Annotated in this window: 18 protein-coding genes and 1 pseudogene; 1 reads left to right on the top strand and 18 read right to left on the bottom strand. The window is 64.3% G+C overall.

From position 1 onward, the window contains the following. Nucleotides 1–29: 29 nt before the first annotated feature. From DW178_RS05635 to DW178_RS05555, 18 genes and pseudogenes are all read right to left on the bottom strand, one after another. Complete coding sequence (locus DW178_RS05635) at nt 30–1,874, bottom strand: ATP-dependent DNA helicase (RefSeq protein ID WP_118350094.1); 1,845 nt, start codon at nt 1,872–1,874, stop codon at nt 30–32. Nucleotides 1,875–2,548: 674 nt separating this feature from the next. Beyond that, the gene (locus DW178_RS05630) at nt 2,549–2,923 is read right to left on the bottom strand and encodes a hypothetical protein (protein WP_035585818.1); all 375 of its coding nucleotides are present in this window, start codon (nt 2,921–2,923) and stop codon (nt 2,549–2,551) included. Continuing rightward, nucleotides 2,923–4,329: a flotillin family protein gene (locus DW178_RS05625; RefSeq protein WP_118350093.1), complete on the bottom strand. Its 1,407-nt coding sequence runs from the start codon at nt 4,327–4,329 to the stop codon at nt 2,923–2,925. Before DW178_RS05625 ends, DW178_RS05630 begins: the two co-directional genes overlap by 1 nt. Before the next feature lie 117 nt (nt 4,330–4,446). Continuing rightward, a complete protein-coding gene (locus tag DW178_RS11540; RefSeq protein ID WP_286168532.1) occupies nt 4,447–5,334 on the bottom strand; it encodes a hypothetical protein in 888 nt (295 codons plus the stop codon). A 118-nt stretch (nt 5,335–5,452) separates the two neighbouring features. After that, the gene (locus tag DW178_RS05615) at nt 5,453–6,511 is read right to left on the bottom strand and encodes a hypothetical protein (RefSeq protein ID WP_118350092.1); all 1,059 of its coding nucleotides are present in this window, start codon (nt 6,509–6,511) and stop codon (nt 5,453–5,455) included. A 52-nt stretch (nt 6,512–6,563) separates the two neighbouring features. After that, the gene (locus DW178_RS05610; RefSeq protein ID WP_118350091.1) at nt 6,564–6,926 is read right to left on the bottom strand and encodes a hypothetical protein; all 363 of its coding nucleotides are present in this window, start codon (nt 6,924–6,926) and stop codon (nt 6,564–6,566) included. Between the two features lie 124 nt (nt 6,927–7,050). Continuing rightward, nucleotides 7,051–7,251 carry a hypothetical protein gene (locus DW178_RS05605; protein ID WP_114526616.1) on the bottom strand — a complete coding sequence of 67 codons (201 nt, stop codon included), beginning with the start codon at nt 7,249–7,251 and terminating at the stop codon, nt 7,051–7,053. After that, nucleotides 7,248–8,279 (bottom strand): ATP-binding protein, encoded by a 1,032-nt coding sequence (locus tag DW178_RS05600; protein ID WP_118350090.1) that lies wholly within the window; start codon nt 8,277–8,279, stop codon nt 7,248–7,250. Before DW178_RS05600 ends, DW178_RS05605 begins: the two co-directional genes overlap by 4 nt. A gap of 22 nt (nt 8,280–8,301) precedes the next feature. Then, nucleotides 8,302–9,690, bottom strand: a complete 1,389-nt coding sequence (locus tag DW178_RS05595; protein ID WP_118350089.1) for a helix-turn-helix domain-containing protein — start codon at nt 9,688–9,690, stop codon at nt 8,302–8,304. A gap of 16 nt (nt 9,691–9,706) precedes the next feature. Further along, nucleotides 9,707–10,075: a hypothetical protein gene (locus tag DW178_RS05590; RefSeq protein ID WP_147272559.1), complete on the bottom strand. Its 369-nt coding sequence runs from the start codon at nt 10,073–10,075 to the stop codon at nt 9,707–9,709. 199 nt (nt 10,076–10,274) lie between these two features. Then, nucleotides 10,275–10,637, bottom strand: coding sequence for a single-stranded DNA-binding protein (locus tag DW178_RS05585; protein WP_118350088.1), 363 nt, complete (start codon nt 10,635–10,637; stop codon nt 10,275–10,277). Nucleotides 10,638–11,149: 512 nt separating this feature from the next. Continuing rightward, the gene (gene rlmB / locus DW178_RS05580) at nt 11,150–11,908 is read right to left on the bottom strand and encodes a 23S rRNA (guanosine(2251)-2'-O)-methyltransferase RlmB (RefSeq protein ID WP_118350087.1); all 759 of its coding nucleotides are present in this window, start codon (nt 11,906–11,908) and stop codon (nt 11,150–11,152) included. 114 nt (nt 11,909–12,022) lie between these two features. Then, nucleotides 12,023–12,877 (bottom strand): trimeric intracellular cation channel family protein, encoded by an 855-nt coding sequence (locus tag DW178_RS05575; RefSeq protein ID WP_118350086.1) that lies wholly within the window; start codon nt 12,875–12,877, stop codon nt 12,023–12,025. Between the two features lie 261 nt (nt 12,878–13,138). After that, nucleotides 13,139–13,885 (bottom strand): annotated as a pseudogene (locus tag DW178_RS05570) (aldo/keto reductase); the annotation flags it as partial. An 18-nt stretch (nt 13,886–13,903) separates the two neighbouring features. Next, nucleotides 13,904–14,059: a hypothetical protein gene (locus DW178_RS11535; RefSeq protein WP_286168531.1), complete on the bottom strand. Its 156-nt coding sequence runs from the start codon at nt 14,057–14,059 to the stop codon at nt 13,904–13,906. A gap of 184 nt (nt 14,060–14,243) precedes the next feature. Continuing rightward, complete coding sequence (locus DW178_RS05565) at nt 14,244–14,888, bottom strand: CpsB/CapC family capsule biosynthesis tyrosine phosphatase (RefSeq protein ID WP_118350085.1); 645 nt, start codon at nt 14,886–14,888, stop codon at nt 14,244–14,246. Between the two features lie 5 nt (nt 14,889–14,893). Beyond that, entirely contained in the window at nt 14,894–15,670 is a 777-nt protein-coding gene (locus DW178_RS05560; protein ID WP_286168529.1) for a CpsD/CapB family tyrosine-protein kinase, read from the bottom strand. A gap of 30 nt (nt 15,671–15,700) precedes the next feature. Then, nucleotides 15,701–16,366 (bottom strand): YveK family protein, encoded by a 666-nt coding sequence (locus tag DW178_RS05555; RefSeq protein WP_118350083.1) that lies wholly within the window; start codon nt 16,364–16,366, stop codon nt 15,701–15,703. 401 nt (nt 16,367–16,767) lie between these two features. On the opposite strand from DW178_RS05555, the gene DW178_RS05550 reads away from it, so the two are divergent. Continuing rightward, a partial coding sequence (locus DW178_RS05550; protein ID WP_147363823.1) for a DEAD/DEAH box helicase occupies nt 16,768–17,945 on the top strand: 1,178 nt, incomplete at its 3' end.

The raw sequence follows: 17,945 nt of genomic DNA, 5'->3' as shown, positions 1-17,945 counted from the left end.
GAGATTCGGCCTTCCCATTTCCGTTGTCGCTACCGCTTATTCGCCTTGCGTGTATTTCGGGTGCGACCGGCGGACTCTTTCGCCGGGCCCTTCCGCTTCCCAGGACGAGAGTCGGACGGGCTCGGCTGACGACGAGCGGAGCCCAAGTCGAAGCCGGAGTTTTTCGCGATCCTCGCCTCAATCTCGGAGCGCCGGATGCCCAGTTCCGATGCGCTGACGCGATAACCGCCCTCCTTGCAGACGACATAGAGCTCATGCGGAGCGCGTCCCCAATCAAGTACGTACCCGGCAAGGAGCATCTTGGCCTCCAGATGGTCCTTGGACATGGCGCCCGAAACTGCAAATTTGAGGGCGAAGGTGGCACGGGCAACTATATCCGCCCCAATCTTCTCTTCGAGGGTTCGAGCCGGCCTTTCGGTCCCCGGTTCCGGGGCACCTCCCTTGCTGTTCTCCAGGGCGCCTTCCAGGGCGGAAGGCGGGGGGGCGTCGGGGTCCCTGCCGTCCATGAGGTCTCGGATGTAGGCGCGGACCCGCGACTCGTAGCGGCGCGGGCACTCGATTTGGACCGGCTCCTCCATCCTGTGCTCGAGGGAATCGTAGAACTCCACGACCTCGCGGCTGGCGATCAGGCGGTTCGGCTCGATCTTGGGGAACACGGTGAGGCCGGCGGCGGAGCGCACGCGGGACAGGCCGACGTACAGCTGGCCCTCGGCGAAGACCTTCGTGTGGACGCAGCAGGCATCGAACGTCAGGCCCTGCGACTTGTGGATGGTGATGGCGTAGGCGAGCTTGAGCGGGATCTGGGTATATGTGCCCACGACGGCGGTCTTGACCCTGTTGACGGGCCTGCCCTCCTCGTCCATCTCGACGACGGCCTCGGACTTGTTGATCTCCCATCTGTGCCGCTCGATGCGGACCTTCTCGTCCACCCCGTCGAACTTGACCGTCACGGCGTCCGCGGACGCGTCGGTGACGGTGCCCTGCGTGCCGTTGACGTAACCCTCCTGCGGGCTGTTCACGAGCGACATCACGCGGGCGCCGCGGCACAGGACGATCCTCTCCGGCGCCATCTTGTCGCCGTTTGACACCGTGCCGGTCGCGGCGGCCGCGAACTCGACCTTCGGTGCGTCGAGCGCGTCGACGTTCTCGCGGTTGATCGAATCGGCGATGCGGTTGTTGGCGCACAGCACCAGCGTGTCCTTCGGCAGGTAGGCGCGGGAGCTCTTCGAGTGCGCGTTGAAGTAATCGAGGCACGACGCGTCGCCGACGCGGGCGCGGTTCAGGTTGTCGATGAAATCGGGGTCGGATTGGCGCACGACCGTCTTGAGGACGTGCGGCTCGAAATCGAAGCCGGTCCAGTACCTCGACTTGAAGCACCAGCCCTGGAGGTTTCCGGGATAGAACTTCATCAGCAGCGCGGAGTCGCGTTCGGTCACGACCGGCGGCAGCTGGAAGAAATCGCCGACGAGGACCACCTGCTTCGCGCCGTTGCGCGTCATGGACTGGGAGATCATCCCCATCACGTGGTCGAACAGGTCGATGCGGCACATCGAGATCTCGTCGATGATGATTACCTTCGCGGCGTCGAGCACCTTGCGGGACCCCTTGGGGCCATCGGGGGCGCAGACCCCCGGCGCGATTTTCAGCGTGCGGTGGATCGTCGAGCCGTCCGTGAGGTTCAGCGCGGCGATGCCGGTGGGCGCCAGGGCGAGGAAATCGACATTGCGCGCCTTCAGGTCCGATATGAAGGCGTTGAGCACGTAGCTCTTACCCGTGCCGGCGTTGCCCGAGAGAAACACGTTCCTCCCGTCCCTCAGCGCGCTCAGCGCCTCGGCCTGTTCCGGTGTAAAGCGGTCACCGTCTGCCATTTCCATATCCCGTCATCCGTTCGACCAGTAACGGCGAATTGATACCCGCGCAAGCGAAAAAATATACGCTGAACGGGGGTTTCGCAGAAACTATAGGAAGTTTTGGAAAGCGGGGCGGATATGCTTCCGCGCATTTCCCCGCGCGCCCGTATACCCCGATGCGCAAACGGGTACGATAGCCTCAGAATGATGTGGGTCCCGCGCAGCCGAACGGCTTGTCTTTCCCATGCGGGCATCGCGGATTTCTTTCATGGGCGGGACTTCGGTCCGAGAACAGGCCGCGATCTCGTAAGGGGTCGCGGCCTGTTCATCTGTGCGTCTATGTCTTTATGCGTGCGCGCATATGTGCAATGGTGCTGGTGTGTATATATGCGTGTGCGCGTATGTGCCTCGGCGTATGTATGCCGATGTGCGGATATGCATCCGGACAGATGTGCCGGTGATCTATACGGGAAAACCGGCGCCGGTCTCGCATGAGCTTTTCCGCCTCAGCCTCGCCCATACCTTCTCGGAAAGCTCGGCGGTCACCTCGCCGCGGTTTCGTTTCCCCTCCATGGGACACACTCCCCTTCGATGTAAAAGGCCGCCCGACGGTCTGCGCGACGTGCGGGCGGCCCGCGCCGGTACTACTCCTCGGAACCCTCCGGCTTGATGGTCGACAGGTTCATATGCCTGCGAGCCTAGAAGAATATAAGCCAGATCGTACCCAAGAGCAGGGAGACATATCCCACAGCGGTCACGAGGAAGTCTATAAAGGCGAGGGCCGCGGCAGTATCGACCCGGATGCCACAGGGAGCCAAGTTCGATGCGAACCCATGCAGGGGATACATGGCGCAGATGAGGCATATCGATTCGAGACCTGCCGCCAACAGGGGATTCACCCCCGCCAGCTCCCTCGGATAGAACAAGCCCATCAGGACGGAATCCGCCACCAGCGCCGCCCAAATCAGGAACACGCCGACCTTAAATGCCTTGGTGTCCTCGACCAATGCCAGGGGCATCATGCAGCCGAAGAAATCGAGCAGCAAGGCCGAGGCGATCAGCGGGACGACCATCACTCCACCGAGTTCTTGGCGGAGTCGGCATCGATATCGGGGTTCGAGATCAGGCCGTTCAGCAGGGACGGCAGGTCGATTCCCGTGCTGTCCTTCAGGCCGGATGCGACCTGGTCGACAATCGAGGTGGTCTCCTTTACGAGTTTCTGCGCGTTGCCCGATCCGTACATCTTGATGGAATCGACGGCGGTGAGGGGCTTCGCAACCTGCTCGGCTACCTTGGGCATGATGTCGATGTAGCGGCTGGCGAGCAGGTAGGGGTTATCCATGCCGTTGTACGCCTCGGCCTGGGCCTTGATGCCCGCCGCGACGCCCTCGCCGTGGGCCTTCTCGGCCGCACCCTCGGACTCGCCCTTCAGGCGCGTAGCTTCGGCCTCGGCCTTCGCTCGGGCCTGGATGCCCTCGGCGTCCTTCTGGGCGGAATACAGCTCGGCGTCGGATTGGTTCTGGCGCTCGATGCGGGCGGCCTCGGCCTGCTTCGTGCGCTTGTAGAGATCGGCTTCTGCCGCCTGCTCGGCGGCGTAGCGGTCGGCCTCCGCTTGCTTCTTCACGGTCGCGTTCAGCTCGCGCTCCCTCACGTCCGCCTGGCGCTCGGCGAGCTCGACCTTCTTGGTCTCCGCGGCGATCTCGGCCTCCTGCTGGGCGATGTAGAGCTCGCGCTGCTTCTCGGCCGTCACGGTGGACTTCACCATATCGGCCTCGGCCTTCGCCTTGTCGGCCTGCTTCTTTAAGTCGGCCTGCTTCAAGTCGAGCTGGTTCTGGCGGATGGCGACCTCCTCGGCCGCCTTGATCTGCGCCAGCTCGGCTTCCTTTTTAATCTCGGCCGCCTGGTCGGCGCCCATGGAGCGGATGATGCCCTGGGAATCGGAGAAGTCCTGGACGTTGAAGGTGCGCAGCTCGAGACCGAGGTTGGCGAGGTCATCCTTGGAGCCGCCGAAGACCTTCGCGTTGAAGCTCTCACGGTCGCGCATGAGCTCCTTGAGGTCCATCTGGCCGATGACCTCGCGCATCTTGCCCAGCATGACCTCGGTGACCTGGCGGGTCATCTCCTCCTTGTCCAAATTCAGGTAGTTCTTGGACGCGGTCTCGATCAGCTCGGGGGTCTGGCCGATCTGGAAGTTGGCGACCGCGCAGGCGTGGATGAGGATTGCGTCCTGCGTCGGGATATCGTTCTCGGTGGTCAGCTGCACCTGCACGGCACCCAGCGAGAGGGTGTCCACGCGCTGGAGGAGCGGGATCACGAAGGTGCCCTTGCCGGAGACGGAGCGCATCTTGCCGGCGCCGGAGACGATCATGAGCTTATCCGGCGGGCATTTGCGCCAGCAGCTCTCGAACACCAGCACGAGAACCATGATACCGACGGCTGCGGGGAGCAGGTTGAAGATCAAAGATTCGAAAAGCATCATAGGGTTTCCTTCCCTTCAAGGGCGGCTCGGGCAGAGCCGCCCGGTTATAGACAACTTCGTCGAGCGCGGGCCGGGCTCACGATCGGCACGGCACCGGTTCAGTCCAACCGTCGGGACTCAAAGGCGGCGGCGATCATGTAGCTCCAGCAATTCGTATAAGAGGAGAGGCAAGGCCATCGCGAAGAGAGACGGCAGTAAGATGTAGTAAAACGCTGATCTTATAATGATGTCGTTGGCCGTCATCAGGGCCTCGAATGCTTTCAAGGCCTCGTCCGGTTCCGCGTCGGAAACCGATTCGCCCTGACTGCTTTTCATATCGGCCTGTTCGGTCGCGTCGCCGACGGGCGCACTTCCGTTCAGGTCGACGTCGACGACGACATGGCCGCCGTCGTCGGAGATCACGGCGGCGGTCGCGTTCTCGGCGTAAGCCGCGGGCGCGATGCAGCCGAACGATGCTGCGGCTATGGCCATGGCGGCGAGCGGCTTCAGCGCCCTTGCGGACATTCTCATTTCAGTTCTCCATTCCTTCCGAAATATTCCGGTGCGCGCCCTCCCTCGGCGCTGTCCGTTTCCCCTCAGGTGGTTATTCCCCGTATGCAGAGGCTTAAACACCGGAACTGAAAACGATTGGAAAAACAGGGCGCCCACCGGGGCGGGAGCCCGATGGGCGCGTGTGCGGCTATGTGCATGTGCGTAGATATGCCGACGTGCATGTGTTCCATTGTGCGAGTGTGCGTATGCGCAACTGCGTATATGTGCGTGTATGCGTATGCGCGATTGCGGAACCTGCAGGAGCGTATCGAAACCGGGCCTGCCCAGACCCTGGCGAATGCTGCCGGTCGTGAGCTCGACGTGCGGGCGGCCGTCGGCGCCGAAGACGAGGTTCGTGGCGCCCGCCCCGGGGACCACCGTATCCACCTGCCCCGTCGTGAGATCGTATCGCATGTTGCCGACCTGCTGCTCGATATGCACCGTGCCGTCGGGTTTCAGAACGTTCCCGATCATGGCGTGCCACCTTTACGCATATATGCGGATGCGGATGTATGGGTATGTGCGGATGCGCGGTTGAGCGTTTGCGTGTGTATGCCAAAGCGCCTGCGGGCGCATCCGCACCCCCATGGTATCAGTGCCGGGGCGCGGAGTCTTTCGAGACCTCGCTGGCAGCGTCGGCGACCTTGCCGGGCGACGGCTTCTCGGCTGCCGAGGACGCGGCGGCCTTCCGGGCGACGGCGGCGATGGAGGCCGGGGTCCTCTCCGGCCTCACCCAGCCGTAGGCCTCGGCCATCTCCTCCATGTCGACGATATCCCGATTGAGATATACCGGCGAGATCTCGCCGGTATAGGCCCGCTCCAAGTCCTCGACGATCGCGTTCTCCGCGAGGAAGTTGTCGCTCGCCAGGCGCCAGTCGCCGTCGGCCTGCTGGAAGAGGACCGGGTCGGCCCCCTCATCGGTGTAGTAGACGAGCGTCGACGCCTTCTGCCCACCGTCGGCATCGATATCGTACGAGAACGTCTTCGCTTTAAGGTCGGAGATGCGGAAGGCGACCTCGCCGGCGCCCCAGTCCCCGGCAAGGTCGCCGTGGACGGCGTATGCGTCCGCCTGCGTGTCGCCGTACAGTTCCCCCATGATGAAGTAATCGTGCCCGTCCACCACGCGGTAGACGCCCAGCGTGCGGCAGTCGGGGTCGTTGCCCTGGGCACGGACGGAGTCCAGGGAATCCTTCAGGCGGACGGCCGCCGGGTAGGTCGAGCACAGGTAGACCAGGCCGGGGTCCGGGACGTCATCGTGGATGCCCCGGTCGAATACGCAATAGCCGCCTCGCCTCGCGCCATCCAGGGCGGATTCCAGGGCGGCGAGCGCGGGGGCGGATTCCTCGCGCTCGAGCTCGCGGGCCATCGCCGAGACAAGTTCGCCGCCATAGGTTCCCAACGGCACCTTGCCGCCGAGGGCCTTGCATGAGTCGACGAAGCGCGCGCAGTCCCCGATGTCAGGGAGAATCACCGTCAGCTGGCTTTCCCCATGCCCGAAGCCGATCTCGCCGCCGCGGCCGTCAAGGATCCCGACTGCGACGGCGGGAGGATACGCCCCGTCTACCATCTTCGCCGTGATGATCTCACGTTCGAGTGCGTCGCCCAGCATGCCCTCGATCATCTGCCCGTCCATCTTGAAACTCCATTCCATTGCCCAGGCGCATCTGGCCCATGCGTGTCCTTCTGCAAAATGCTAGCGCCGATCACCGATGGGGCCGGCGGTGCGGGTCGGGGCTTTCCGAACGGGAAGCGCCGTCGGGCCGCAGGGCGCGCAGGCGCCGCGCGATGTCGCGGATCTCGAAGCACGCGTCGAAGCGGTGCGGCATCCCCTCGCCCGCCCAGAGCATCCCGGCGCGCCCGGTCGCGATCCGGTCGACGCGGGTGAAGTCCAGCCCCAGCATATCGCAGATGCCCCTCACCTCGTCATGGACCGGCGAGCAGGCGCACCGCATGGCGCCCTCGCCCGATACCTCGCCGTCGAGCTCGAGCCCGTACAGCTCGTCGCCGTAGAGCGCGGCGATGTGCTCCTCGGCCTCGCCGGCGGACATGTCCTCGATCTTCTCCACGGGAAACCCCAATCCCTCAGGGAGGGCGCGCGGCCGTGCGCCCTCGTATGTGTGTATCTGCGCAGGTATGCGCATGCGCAAACGCGCAGATGTGCGGACGCGCATGTGCATACCCATGCGGACGTCAGCGAGGAAGCCCGCGGACGAGCGATGCGAAGTCCGCATCGACGCGCGACCGGTCCAGCTCCCAGAGGTCGGCGATGAAGTCGAGCAGGACCCTCACCGTCCCGGTGCGCTCGGGTCGCGGGAGGCGCGGCACCAGCAGGACGACGGAGTAGAGGGCCTGTTCGTAGCTGCGCCCCTCCTGGGGGGCACGGCGGCTCATCGCCCGGCCCCCTCGGCATCGCAGGGCGCCATGCGGCGGTCCGGGCCGTCCATCTTGACGCGCTCGGTCATCTCGGCCAGGCGCGAGACGATAGCCAGGGCGTCCTCCTTGCGGCCGTACTCCGACAGCACCGCGGCGAGGCCCGCCTGGGTGTACTGGCTGGTGACGATCGTGGCGCGCTCGGCCTCGTAGCGGCCGTTGACGATCTGGAACAGCTTCGCGAGCACCCACTGGGTCGAGGAGTCCTTGCCCAGGTCGTCGATGATCAGGACCGGGACGTTCACGTACCTGCGGATTACGTCGGCCTCGCTGTCGCCGCCCTTGTCGAAGGTCGAGCGGAGCTCGGTCATGAGGTCCGCCGAGACGACGAACCTGACGCCGTGCTTGGGCCTGCCCTTCGGGACGGGCCGGTACGCCCAGTTGCCGAAGCGGGGATCGAGGCGCGAACCGGCGTAGTCGTAGGCGATACGGCACGCCATCTCGGTCTTGCCGACCCCGCGCGGACCGTAGATGTACAGCCCGCCGCCGTGCGCGAGGCGCGCGTCGTAGGCATGCTCCGGGGCGGCCACTCCCTCGGCGATGCGGCGGGCGAAGCGCGGCGGGATGCCGGTCTTGCGCACGACCGCCTCATGGAACGCGGGATCGGTCGCGGCGAGGGCGGCTACGTCCGCGATCTCGAGCGGAGGCAGGGCGCCGCCGACGGGAAGCGGCGCGGCTGTTGCAGCCGGGGCCTCGGGCACGGGCGCCGCTGGCACCGGAGTCCGAACGGGCGCCGCGGCGAGGGCCGGGTGCTCCGGCTCGAGGTAATGCGGCCCCATCTCGTGCCACGCGTCCGCCTCCGCCCTCCAATCGAGCACCGGCGTGCCGTCCGCGCGCCGCCAGGCGCGGGCATCGTGGTATGCATAGAAGAAGTTGCCGTAGAAGGCGTTGGCGGAGCCGCGGTCGTCGTAGCCCTTCCCGCGGACGTAGGCCTCGACTTCCTCGAGCGCGGGCCTTTTCGGCCTCGCCTGCGCTTGCGTGTCGTTCATCTCGGTTCTCCCTCCGTCTGAGCTAATCGTCGTTGAACTCGCTGAAATCGCTGTCGGCGGCCACGCGCTCGGCGACGCTCATGGCCCTCTTCGCGCCAGACGGGCCGGACTTACGGGCGGAGCGCGGCGCGGGCTTGCGGCGCCAGGTGTTCACGACGTTCTTCCATCGGACGATCGGCACGCCGCCCGCGCGGACCCAGCCGGTGGCCTCGTAGTAGTCGAAGAACTCGTCGGGGTCGATCACGCGGTAGGCGGGATTGTCCGGGTCGGGGGCGTCATAGCCCTTCTCGTGCACGTACTTTCGGACCTGCTCGCGGGTCGGCGCCTTCGACGGGGCGGCCTTCTCCTCGGCTGCGGCCACGGCGCCGGAATCGACGAGATCGGCCCTCAGGTCGTAGAACCTCAGGCCGTTTCCGGCGGCGAGGAACTTGGGCAGCGACATGATGTAGCGGCCGTCGGTGTGCGATGCCGCGTACTCGCGGCGGTATGTGTCGTAGGCGCGACCGATGCGCGGAAGCGTCCAGCCGTCCGCGAGGGCGCGGGCATAAGCCTCGGCGACGTCGGCGAAGACCTCCGCCTTGCCGATGGACATGCGCATGAGGGCAAGCACCTCGGCGTTGGGGACCGGGACCTCCGTCTCGAGCCCAAGGCCGGCCTCCGATGCGACCTTCACGACCGTGACCGAGTCGCCCGCGGCCTTCGACACCGCCGAGTTTTCGACAGACGGCAGCGCGCCCGCGCGCCCTCTCCCACTAACATCAATAACAACATCCTTGTTAGTGTCGCAAAAATTGGTACACGGTGAAATCGTTTCCCCAGTTGGGCCCGTGTACCAATTTTTGGTACACGGTGAATCTAGTTGCAAACTAACGTTAGTTTGGTCGCCCGTGTACCAATTTTTGGTACACGGTGAATCCTGCGGGTTGTTGATAACCTCGTTTTCGACCCCCTCCCCCGGCAAGTTTTCAACAGCGCCCGCCTCAGTCGATTTCGAGTTATCGACAGGCACGAAACGGCGCTCCTCGGGGATCTCGGCATTGACCACGTAGCGGTTCGAGAGATAGCGCCCTTGGCCCTGCGCGCGACCCTGGTGCACGCTGATGTAGCCGCACTCGACCAGGGTTCGGCGGTGGCGGTAGTAGGTGTTGCGCGACATCGCGAGGTGGGTGCAGATCGTGTCCACGGACGGGAACAGCGAATGGGTGCCCGCGCCGGCATGGGCGCAGAAGTAGGCGTAGACGCCCTTGGCCGACGACGACAGGCGGGTGTCCTCGGTCGCCTTGGCCGAGACGATGCCGAAGCCGCGCTCCATGAGGTCGCCGCCGAAGACGACGACCGCGCCGTCGCGGTCCAGGATCTCGAACGTCTCGTCGAGCTCGTCGCGGGTGCGGCCGGCGGGCTGTGCCGCCATGCCGCGCTCCTTTGCGCTACTCACGGCACTGCACCCCCTCCCGCACGACCTCGGCGGGGATCGGGACCATGCAGAGCTCCCCGTCCCGGTCCTCGCCGTAGGGCGTCACGATATCGACGATGTAGCCGCCGCGCTCGAGCGCGGCCAGCGCCTCGTCGTAGTCGCGGCGCGGCAGGCCGGCCTCGGCCGCCGCGATGTCGCGCGCCGGGCACTCAATCGCCACCGACATGGGATCGCGCGCCACGATGCAGCAGAAGACCGACTTCTGCTCGAGCGTGAGGTCGCCGTCGTCGAAGATCGGGCGGATACGCCGCGCCCAGAACCTATCGCCGACCGTCATCCTCGCCGTGCCGGCCTGATTCCCGGCGGAATCTTTCCTTCCCATATGCCATCCCTCCATGGTCATCCATCGCGGGCCCAGGCCCGCATCCTGTGTCTGTATCTACCCAAATGTGCAGATGCGTAATCGCACAAATACGCAAAAACGAAAATGTGCGGTTGCGTATATGCGCATATGCGTACATGCGTATGTATGCTGATGCGTGGGATGAAAAAGGCACAGGCCGTTTGGACCCGTGCCTGAATCAGCGCGCGTCGACCTTGAGGAAAGTCGATACCTTGATCTCGCTCTGCCCGCCGGCCTCGGCCCTCCTCGGACGGCCGTCGAGAAACGATGCCGCCCTCGTCTCGGCCAGCTCCCCCTCGAGCACCACGGCGACGCCGGGGGCGAGGGAGGCCGCCACGGCCATCGCCACCGGGCCGAACGCGACGCAGTGGAACCTGTGCTCGACGCGGCGCGAGCCCGCCGCCTTCTCCTGGGACAGGCAGAAGCGCGCGTGCGCGGGCCCTCTGTCCGGCTCCGTGAACTCCACGGGCCCGAACACGAGCCCCGACACCACGATCCTGTTGACCGTTTCCAAACCCCGACTCCTTCCTTCCCAAGCCATCCGTCTCGGAGGTTAAGCCGCCGGCTGCGGCGGCCTGGGGCTCTTTATGCCCATTGAGGGGGAGTTTCAACGCGCGGGTTGCGCGATTTGCGGCAAACGAAGGCGCTTTTCTCCATAAACGGTCCATATGGAGAGAAAAACACAACTCGATCGGGGGCATTTCCGCGGTTCGCCCATGGGATAGGTAGGCTTTCGGTCGGATCCGGAGCCATGGGTGCGGGAGGTTTCCACGCCCTAAAAATGAAAAAGCCCCCTGAACAGGGGGTTCGAAAATAGGAGGGAGCGATAATTGTAGCCGTCCACCAGCAGGATCTTCTTGCGCTGCTTTGCCATCACGCATCCCTCCTTTCACGTATTGCGCATTACAGGTTCACTAAAAGTCAGCGAGGGGCGCTCTCGTGCCCCGAATTCGGATGAAGCAAGCGGGCATAGGCCTTTGGGCCATGCCGTGCAGCTGAAGTCGAAGGCGGGGTGCGAGAGCGCCCCGCAACGTCGAGCAGGTTCGCTGGCCGTTAGGCCAGCGAAACCCAATTCTGGCGCAGCCACTCGTACATGACGGCGGTGGCGGCCTGCGCCACGTTCAGGCTGGCGACCTCGCCTTCCAGCGGCAGCTTCGCGTACATGTCGCAATGCTCGAGCACCAGGCGGGACACGCCGTCGTGCTCGTTGCCCAAGACGATGGCGATCTTGCCCTTCAGGTTCGCATTCCACACCAGGTCGTCGGTGTGCTCGGTTGCGGCGCACACCCAGAAGCCCTCCTCCTGCAAGCGGTGGATGCTCTGCACGATGTTGGACACCTGCGCCACAGGCACGTGCGTGATGGCGCCCGCAGAGCTTTTGTACGTGGAAGCCTCGACGCGTGCGCTGCGCTTGTTGGGAATGACCAGGCCCGATGCGCCCACGGCCTCGCAGGAGCGGCTGATGGCGCCCAGGTTGCCCGCATCGGTGAGGTGGTCGCACAGGACCACGAGCGCGCGGCCGTCATGCTCTTCGGCGTAGCTGTTGGCGGCGTCGACCACCTGGCCGATGCCCACGTAGTTGAACGGCGCGGCCTCGGCCATAACGCCCTGATGGCTGCCACGGGCGGACTTCTGGTCAAGCTCGTCGCGCGGCACCTGGATGACCTTCACGCCGTTGCGCTTGGCCTTGCGCATGATGTCCTCGATCATGGGGTCGCGCTTCATGTAGTCGCCCATAAGGATACGGCGCATGGGGACGCCGGTGCGGAACGCCTCGATGACGGGGCGCTTGCCTTCGATGTAATCAGCCATGTGATGGGGCCTTTCGGTTCTGCAAGATAACGTAGATCGATTGCGCTATTGTACCAGCCGCCGCGCACGCGGGCTTCCCGCAGCGCCAATCGCCGCAAGACCCCCATGCCCCGCTTAGCGCATGTTGGCGGGCCAGTCGCCGTTCGCGGCATCGCCGCCGGAGCCCGATGCGCCCCCGCACGCTTCGTCATCACGGTTCGCACCGCGCGCGATGCGCGCGCCGGCGTGCCGCTGATGCCGCTCGGAGTCGCCGCCGTGCAGGAAAAGCCCCGACAGCACTTCGCCTGCGCAATGCAGACCGCGGGCGACACGCGGCGTCAGGTCGGCCTCGGAGGTTGTGCGCCAATCGAAGTACACGCTCCAATAACGCAGCGCCACCACGGCAAACACGCATGCGATGCCCGCAAGCGCCAAGGGACACCCGAAGCGCGCCAGCACCACGTACACCGCCGCGCCGCCAAGCCCCGCAACGGCGTAGTAGTTGCTGCGCTGGAACACGCCGGGCACTTCGCCAACGCAGATGTCGCGGATAGCACCGCCGCCGACCGCAGTGATGCCGCCCATGATGACCGACAGCACCATGCCCTGCTCGAAGGCCACCGCCTTCGAGGCGCCCGCCAACGCGAACAGGCCCACCGACAACGCATCGGCTAGAAATACCGTTGCCTCAAGGTGCTTGAAAACGCCGCGGAAGTAGAACACGAACGCGCAGATGAGGATGCAGGTGACGATAAGGTCGGGATGCGAGGTGAAGTACACGCCCGTACCCTGCATGAGCGTGTCGCGCAGCACGCCGCCGCCGTAACCCGTGATCAGGCCGCACACCACCGTGCCGATGATGTCGAGCTTGCGATCGCACGCGAACAGCGCGCCGGTGAGCACGCCGGCGATGACGCTGAAATAGTCGATGCTCCACGGCACCGTGAGCACCGGCGTGTCGGCGAAGATCCCCTGCAGCCAAGCTTCCATGTGAACCCCTATTCAGCCCGCCGAACGTGAAAGCGGGCGCGCCAAAGGGGCGCGCCCGCTTCGCTTGCTAGCGATTATGTAACCACATAAGAAGCCAAATTACCAGGGATGACATGCTGCGGCGAGCTTGTCCTGAGGCTATTCCTCCCCTGCGCCCTTCACGTCGACGGCTCCCGCCAGGACGGCACGGTAATCGGCCAGGTTCTTCTTCAGAAGCTGGGGAATATCCAGCTCGTAAGGGCAGCGGGCGGTGCAGGCGTATCACTCGGTGCGGTCCTCGATGACGCCCATGCGCTGCTGCCACTCTTCGCTAAGCCACCCCTTCGACGGCACGCGGCGGATCATGAGCGACATGCGGGCGCACTGGTTGATGACGATGTCCTGCGGGCACGGCATGCAGTAGCCGCAACTGCGGCAGAAATCGCCGGCAAGCTCAGCGCGCTCGGAGGCGATGAACGCGCGCATCCCGTCATCGAGCTGCGGCGTGGCGGTCATGAACGCAAGCCACTCGTCGAGCTCCTCCTCGCGCTGCACGCCCCAGACGGGAACCACGTTGGGGGACTGCGTCATGAACGCCATGCAGGCGCGGGCGTTGTTGAGGAGGCCGCCGGCCAGGCCCTTCATGGCGATGAAGCCGACGTTACGCCGCTCGCACAGGGCCACCAGCTCAAGCTCGCGATCGGAGGCAAGGTAGCTAAGCGGGTACTGCAGCGTTTCATACAGGCCGCTTTCCACGCATTCGAAGGCCACCTCAAGCTTGTGCGCCGTCACACCGATATGGGCGATCTTGCCCTGCTCTTTGGCCTTGAGCACGCACTCGTACATGCCGATGCCGTCACCGGGCTTGTAGTACTGGTCGACGCAGTGGAACTGGTACAGATCGACATGGTCGGTGCGCAAAAGGCGCAGCGACGTTTCCAGATCCTCCCAAAACGCCTCGGGCGTGCGGGCCTGGGTTTTAGTGACGATGGCCACCTTATCACGCATGCCCTCGAACGCAAGGCCGACGCGCTCCTCGCTATTGGACTACGCCCGCGCCGTGTCGAAGAAGGTCATGCCGCCCTCGAACGCGCGGCAAACCAATGCGACGGCGTCCTGCTCGGAAACGCGTTGAATCGGCAACGCCCCGAACGCATTCTGCGGCGTGACGATACCGGTAGATCCCAAAGAAATAGTGCGCACAAGCGTTCCTCTCTCAACTCGCAAGCATATCGTAGACAGGGAACGGAGGCGTGTTCACACTCACCCCCGTCTCCTGTTCGCCGCTCCCATTCGTGCAGTTCGCGCTTCCTTATCGAAAAAAGGCCCGCCCTCCGTTTGGGAGGGCAGGCCGAAAAACCTGTGATCCATTCTGTTCCTTTGCCGGCTATTCCGTTCGCAACATATGCCCGAATTTATACACCGCTTCGGAAAACGCCTCGTAGTGCTCGACGCAGTGGGCATCGCTGCCGATGTAGGTATACAAACCGGCTTCGAACAAACGCTGGGCAGGTTTGCGCTCCTTGCCCATACGCCCGCCACGGATAAAGTCGGACGATGCCTGCAACACGCACCCACAGCTGACCAAGCGCGCCGCAATGGAGGCATCCTCCTGGATGGCCTTGTAACGCTCGGGATGGGCGATGATCACGTCGAGCCCCATGCCCTGCAGCTCATAGATCTCACGTTCGTATTCCTCGAAATCGCGTTTGGTGGCATGCGTGGAAAGCTCGAGCAGCAGCGTCTTGGAATCCTGGAAGCACAGGTAGGGCGCCCAGTCCATTCCCAGCTCGCGCAGCTTGCGGATGTTCACCTCGAAGCCCATGCGCATGGGGATGGGCGAACGCGGGGCCAGCTGGTTGAATGCATCCCACATGGCATCGAAATCGAAGTACGGGTCGCGGCAATGCGGCGTGCACACGATCTCGGTGATGCCGGCCTTGTACGCGGCATGGATCATGCGCACGCTCTCGCCGAGGCAGCTTGCCCCGTCGTCAACGCCGGGAAGGATATGGCAATGCAGGTCAAGCACGTCGACTACCCTCTACGAGCACCGTTGTTCTGATGTCCGTAGTTAGCGGGGTTCGCGGCGCCGCCATGCTTACCGCCGCCGCGCGGGACGTTGGGACCGAGGTTGCGGGAATCGACCTTCACCGCGGAAGAGGTGCCCTTCTCGCGCTTGCCCTGCTGGTTGTAGTAGGCGTAGTAGTACTCGGACTTCTCGACGTTGCAGTAGTTCATGACGACGCCCACTACGTTGCCGCCGGCCTTCTTCAGCTGGTCGTAGGCCTGCAGCACGGCCTGGCGCTTCGTGAAGTTCTCGCGCACCACCAGCACGGCGGCGTCGACGATGGTGGAGACCACGGCGGCATCGACGAACATGCCGACGGGCGGCGTGTCGAAGATGACGTAATCGAACATCTGCTCAAGCTTATGGGCCAGCGCGGCGAAGCGCTTGGAGGCAAGGATGTCGGCGGGATTGGGGATGTGCGGCTCGGCATCGAGCAGGAACATGTTCTCGGTGTTGGTGGAGACGATGGCCTGCTGGATGGGCATGGTATCGGAGAGCACCGAATACAGACCGCCCGTGGAGCGCACGCCGAACATGCCCGCCAGCGTGCGGTTGCGCATGTCGCACTCGACCAGGCACACGCGCATGCCCGAGGACGCGATGGCGCGGGCGACGTTGCACGCGACCGTGGACTTGCCTTCATTGGGAATGGAGCTAGTGAACACCAGGGAACTGATGGGGTTATCGACGCTCATGAAGCGGATATTGGCCATCAGGGTCTTCGCGGCGTTCTGCATCTCCATATCGTCGCCTTTGGGTTTGCGAGCCATAGCTTATTTACCTCCCTTGAGAGCAGGCATGCGGCCGATGACGGGCAGGCCCAGCAGGTCTTCGATCTCGTCGGCGTTGCGCACCTTCGTGTTGAGCATATCGGACACCACGACGATGGCGATGGCGACGAACAAGCCGGCGAGCAGCGCGACGGCGATGTACATGGGACGATTGGGGCCGGAGGGCGCCGTGGGGGCCGTGGCCTGATCGATGACGTTGACCGACTGGACGTCCATGACCTGCTGCGCGACCTTGGAGACGTTGCTGGCCATGTCGTTGGCGATGGTGGCGGCGATATCCGGGTCGGTGCCGGTGACGGAAAGCGTGATGACGCGCGAGGTGGTCTCGCTGGTGACCTTGGTGGAGTACCCCTTCAGCGACTCGAGGTGCAGGTCCTTTGCGGTGTCGGCCTCGATGCGGTCGCTCTTGAGCAGCGTGGACACGTCGTTGGCCATCATCTGGCTGGCGTTGAGGTTGGAGTAGTTCGCAGCATTGTCGGAGCTCGCCGAAGACTGCTTCGCAAGCACGTACATGCTGGTGGAAGCGGTATACGTGTTGGGCAGCGCGACGAAGCAGACCAAGGCGGTCGCAAGCGCGCACACGATAGGCAGGACGATCATGAGCTTCAGATGCTTGCGCATAAGCTGAAGCAGCTCGAGCAATGTCATGAATAAACCTCTCAAGTCTCGGGGCAATAGCCTTACCATTATATCCCGCAGTGGAGGGGCGGGTACAAAGTTGCTCCACTTCAGCAGAAAAGACCGAAAGCCGTGGAGATTCGTGCACAATCGCGGACTTTTCGGGCTCAAGCGTTTCCCTTTTGTGAAAACACCATCATAATAAGCGGGTTGCTTCTCACGAAATTCTTTCTAATCTTCTTTTCGCGCGCTCTTCCACGCACCGCGCAAGGCATATAGAAAGCGGCTCGCGTCAAGCGCAAGCACGCCGCCTGGGGCGGGTGCGATGAATTGGTACATAGGTTGCAAGCGCTTGACTGAAACCGATGCCGCCCGTTTCCGGACGCCTTGGTTTGCTGCGCGCTGCTTCCGCGAAGAGAAACGGATCTTACATGACCGCATTTGCAGAACTGGGCCTGTCCGAGGCAGCGCTCGCCGCCGTCGAGCGCATGGGCTACGACTCCCCCACGCCCGTTCAGGAGCAGTCCATCCCCTACATCCTGGAAGGCCGCGACGTCATCGCCGCCGCCTCCACCGGCACCGGCAAGACCGCAGCGTTCCTGCTGCCCACGCTGTCCACGCTCGAGCGTATGAAGGGCCGCGGCCGCGCACCGCGCGTTTGCGTCGTCAGCCCCACGCGCGAGCTGGCTCAGCAGATCAGCCGCACGTGCATGCAGATCTCCCGCAAAACCGGCCACTTCGTGACCACCGTGTACGGCGGCACGCCCTACGGCCCGCAGATCCGCGAGCTGCGCGGCGGCACCGACGTGCTCATCGCCACTCCCGGCCGCCTGAACGACCTGATGGACCGCGGCGTGGTCGACCTGTCCGAGACAAAGGTGCTCGTGCTCGACGAGGCCGACCGCATGCTTGACATGGGCTTCCTGCCCGACGTCACCAAAATCGTGGAGCACACGCCGGCCGAGCGCCAGACGCTGCTGTTCTCCGCGACCATCGACAGCTCCATCCAGAAGAACCTGGGCAACCTGCTGAAGGACCCGGCCATCATCGAGATCGCCCGCAACGGCGAGACCGCTGCCACCGTGGCCCAGTACATCATGCCCATCGCCAACCGCAAGAAGCAGGAGCTTCTGGAAGCGGTGCTCAACGACAAGGGCCACGAGCGCGTCATCGTGTTCGCCCGCACCAAGAACCGCACCGAGGAATGCGCCGAAGCGCTTGAGGCCGCCGGTTTCCACGCCGAGTCCATCCACTCCGACAAGACCCAGGGCCGCCGCCGTCGCGCCCTGGAGAACTTCCGCCGCGGCAAGACCGACATCCTGGTGGCCACCGACGTGCTGGCGCGCGGCATCGACGTGCCCGAGGTGAACTACGTCATCAACTTCGACCTGCCCGACATGGCCGAGGACTACGTGCACCGCATCGGCCGCACGGGCCGTGCCGGCGAGGAGGGCTTCGCCATCTCCTTCGTCACGCGCGAGACCATGAAGACGCTCAAGGAGATCGAGAAGCTCATCGGCAAGGACATCCCCTTCACCACCATCGAGGGCTACGAGACCGACCCCTCCGTGCTGGAGAAGCCCAAGCGCGGGGAGCGCAAGGGCGGCAC

Origin of the sequence: Eggerthella sp. AM16-19 (assembly GCF_003474385.1) — a bacterium.
In the GTDB taxonomy this organism is placed as follows: Bacteria; Actinomycetota; Coriobacteriia; order Coriobacteriales; family Eggerthellaceae; genus Senegalimassilia.
Note: the sequence above shows the minus strand (reverse complement) of the source record. Positions and strands in the feature narration are given on the sequence as shown.

Coding starts and splice junctions, on each gene's coding strand:
- DW178_RS05635 (WP_118350094.1), bottom strand. CDS start 1,874: ATGGAAATGGCAGACGGTGACCGCTTTACACCGGAACAGGCCGAGGCG.
- DW178_RS05555 (WP_118350083.1), bottom strand. CDS start 16,366: ATGACATTGCTCGAGCTGCTTCAGCTTATGCGCAAGCATCTGAAGCTC.
- DW178_RS05615 (WP_118350092.1), bottom strand. CDS start 6,511: ATGGAATGGAGTTTCAAGATGGACGGGCAGATGATCGAGGGCATGCTG.
- DW178_RS05595 (WP_118350089.1), bottom strand. CDS start 9,690: ATGGCGGCACAGCCCGCCGGCCGCACCCGCGACGAGCTCGACGAGACG.
- DW178_RS05600 (WP_118350090.1), bottom strand. CDS start 8,279: ATGAACGACACGCAAGCGCAGGCGAGGCCGAAAAGGCCCGCGCTCGAG.
- DW178_RS05630 (WP_035585818.1), bottom strand. CDS start 2,923: ATGGTCGTCCCGCTGATCGCCTCGGCCTTGCTGCTCGATTTCTTCGGC.
- rlmB (WP_118350087.1), bottom strand. CDS start 11,908: ATGGCTGATTACATCGAAGGCAAGCGCCCCGTCATCGAGGCGTTCCGC.
- DW178_RS05625 (WP_118350093.1), bottom strand. CDS start 4,329: ATGATGCTTTTCGAATCTTTGATCTTCAACCTGCTCCCCGCAGCCGTC.
- DW178_RS05605 (WP_114526616.1), bottom strand. CDS start 7,251: ATGAGCCGCCGTGCCCCCCAGGAGGGGCGCAGCTACGAACAGGCCCTC.
- DW178_RS05590 (WP_147272559.1), bottom strand. CDS start 10,075: ATGGGAAGGAAAGATTCCGCCGGGAATCAGGCCGGCACGGCGAGGATG.
- DW178_RS05560 (WP_286168529.1), bottom strand. CDS start 15,670: ATGGAGATGCAGAACGCCGCGAAGACCCTGATGGCCAATATCCGCTTC.
- DW178_RS11540 (WP_286168532.1), bottom strand. CDS start 5,334: ATGATCGGGAACGTTCTGAAACCCGACGGCACGGTGCATATCGAGCAG.
- DW178_RS05575 (WP_118350086.1), bottom strand. CDS start 12,877: ATGGAAGCTTGGCTGCAGGGGATCTTCGCCGACACGCCGGTGCTCACG.
- DW178_RS05585 (WP_118350088.1), bottom strand. CDS start 10,637: ATGGCTTGGGAAGGAAGGAGTCGGGGTTTGGAAACGGTCAACAGGATC.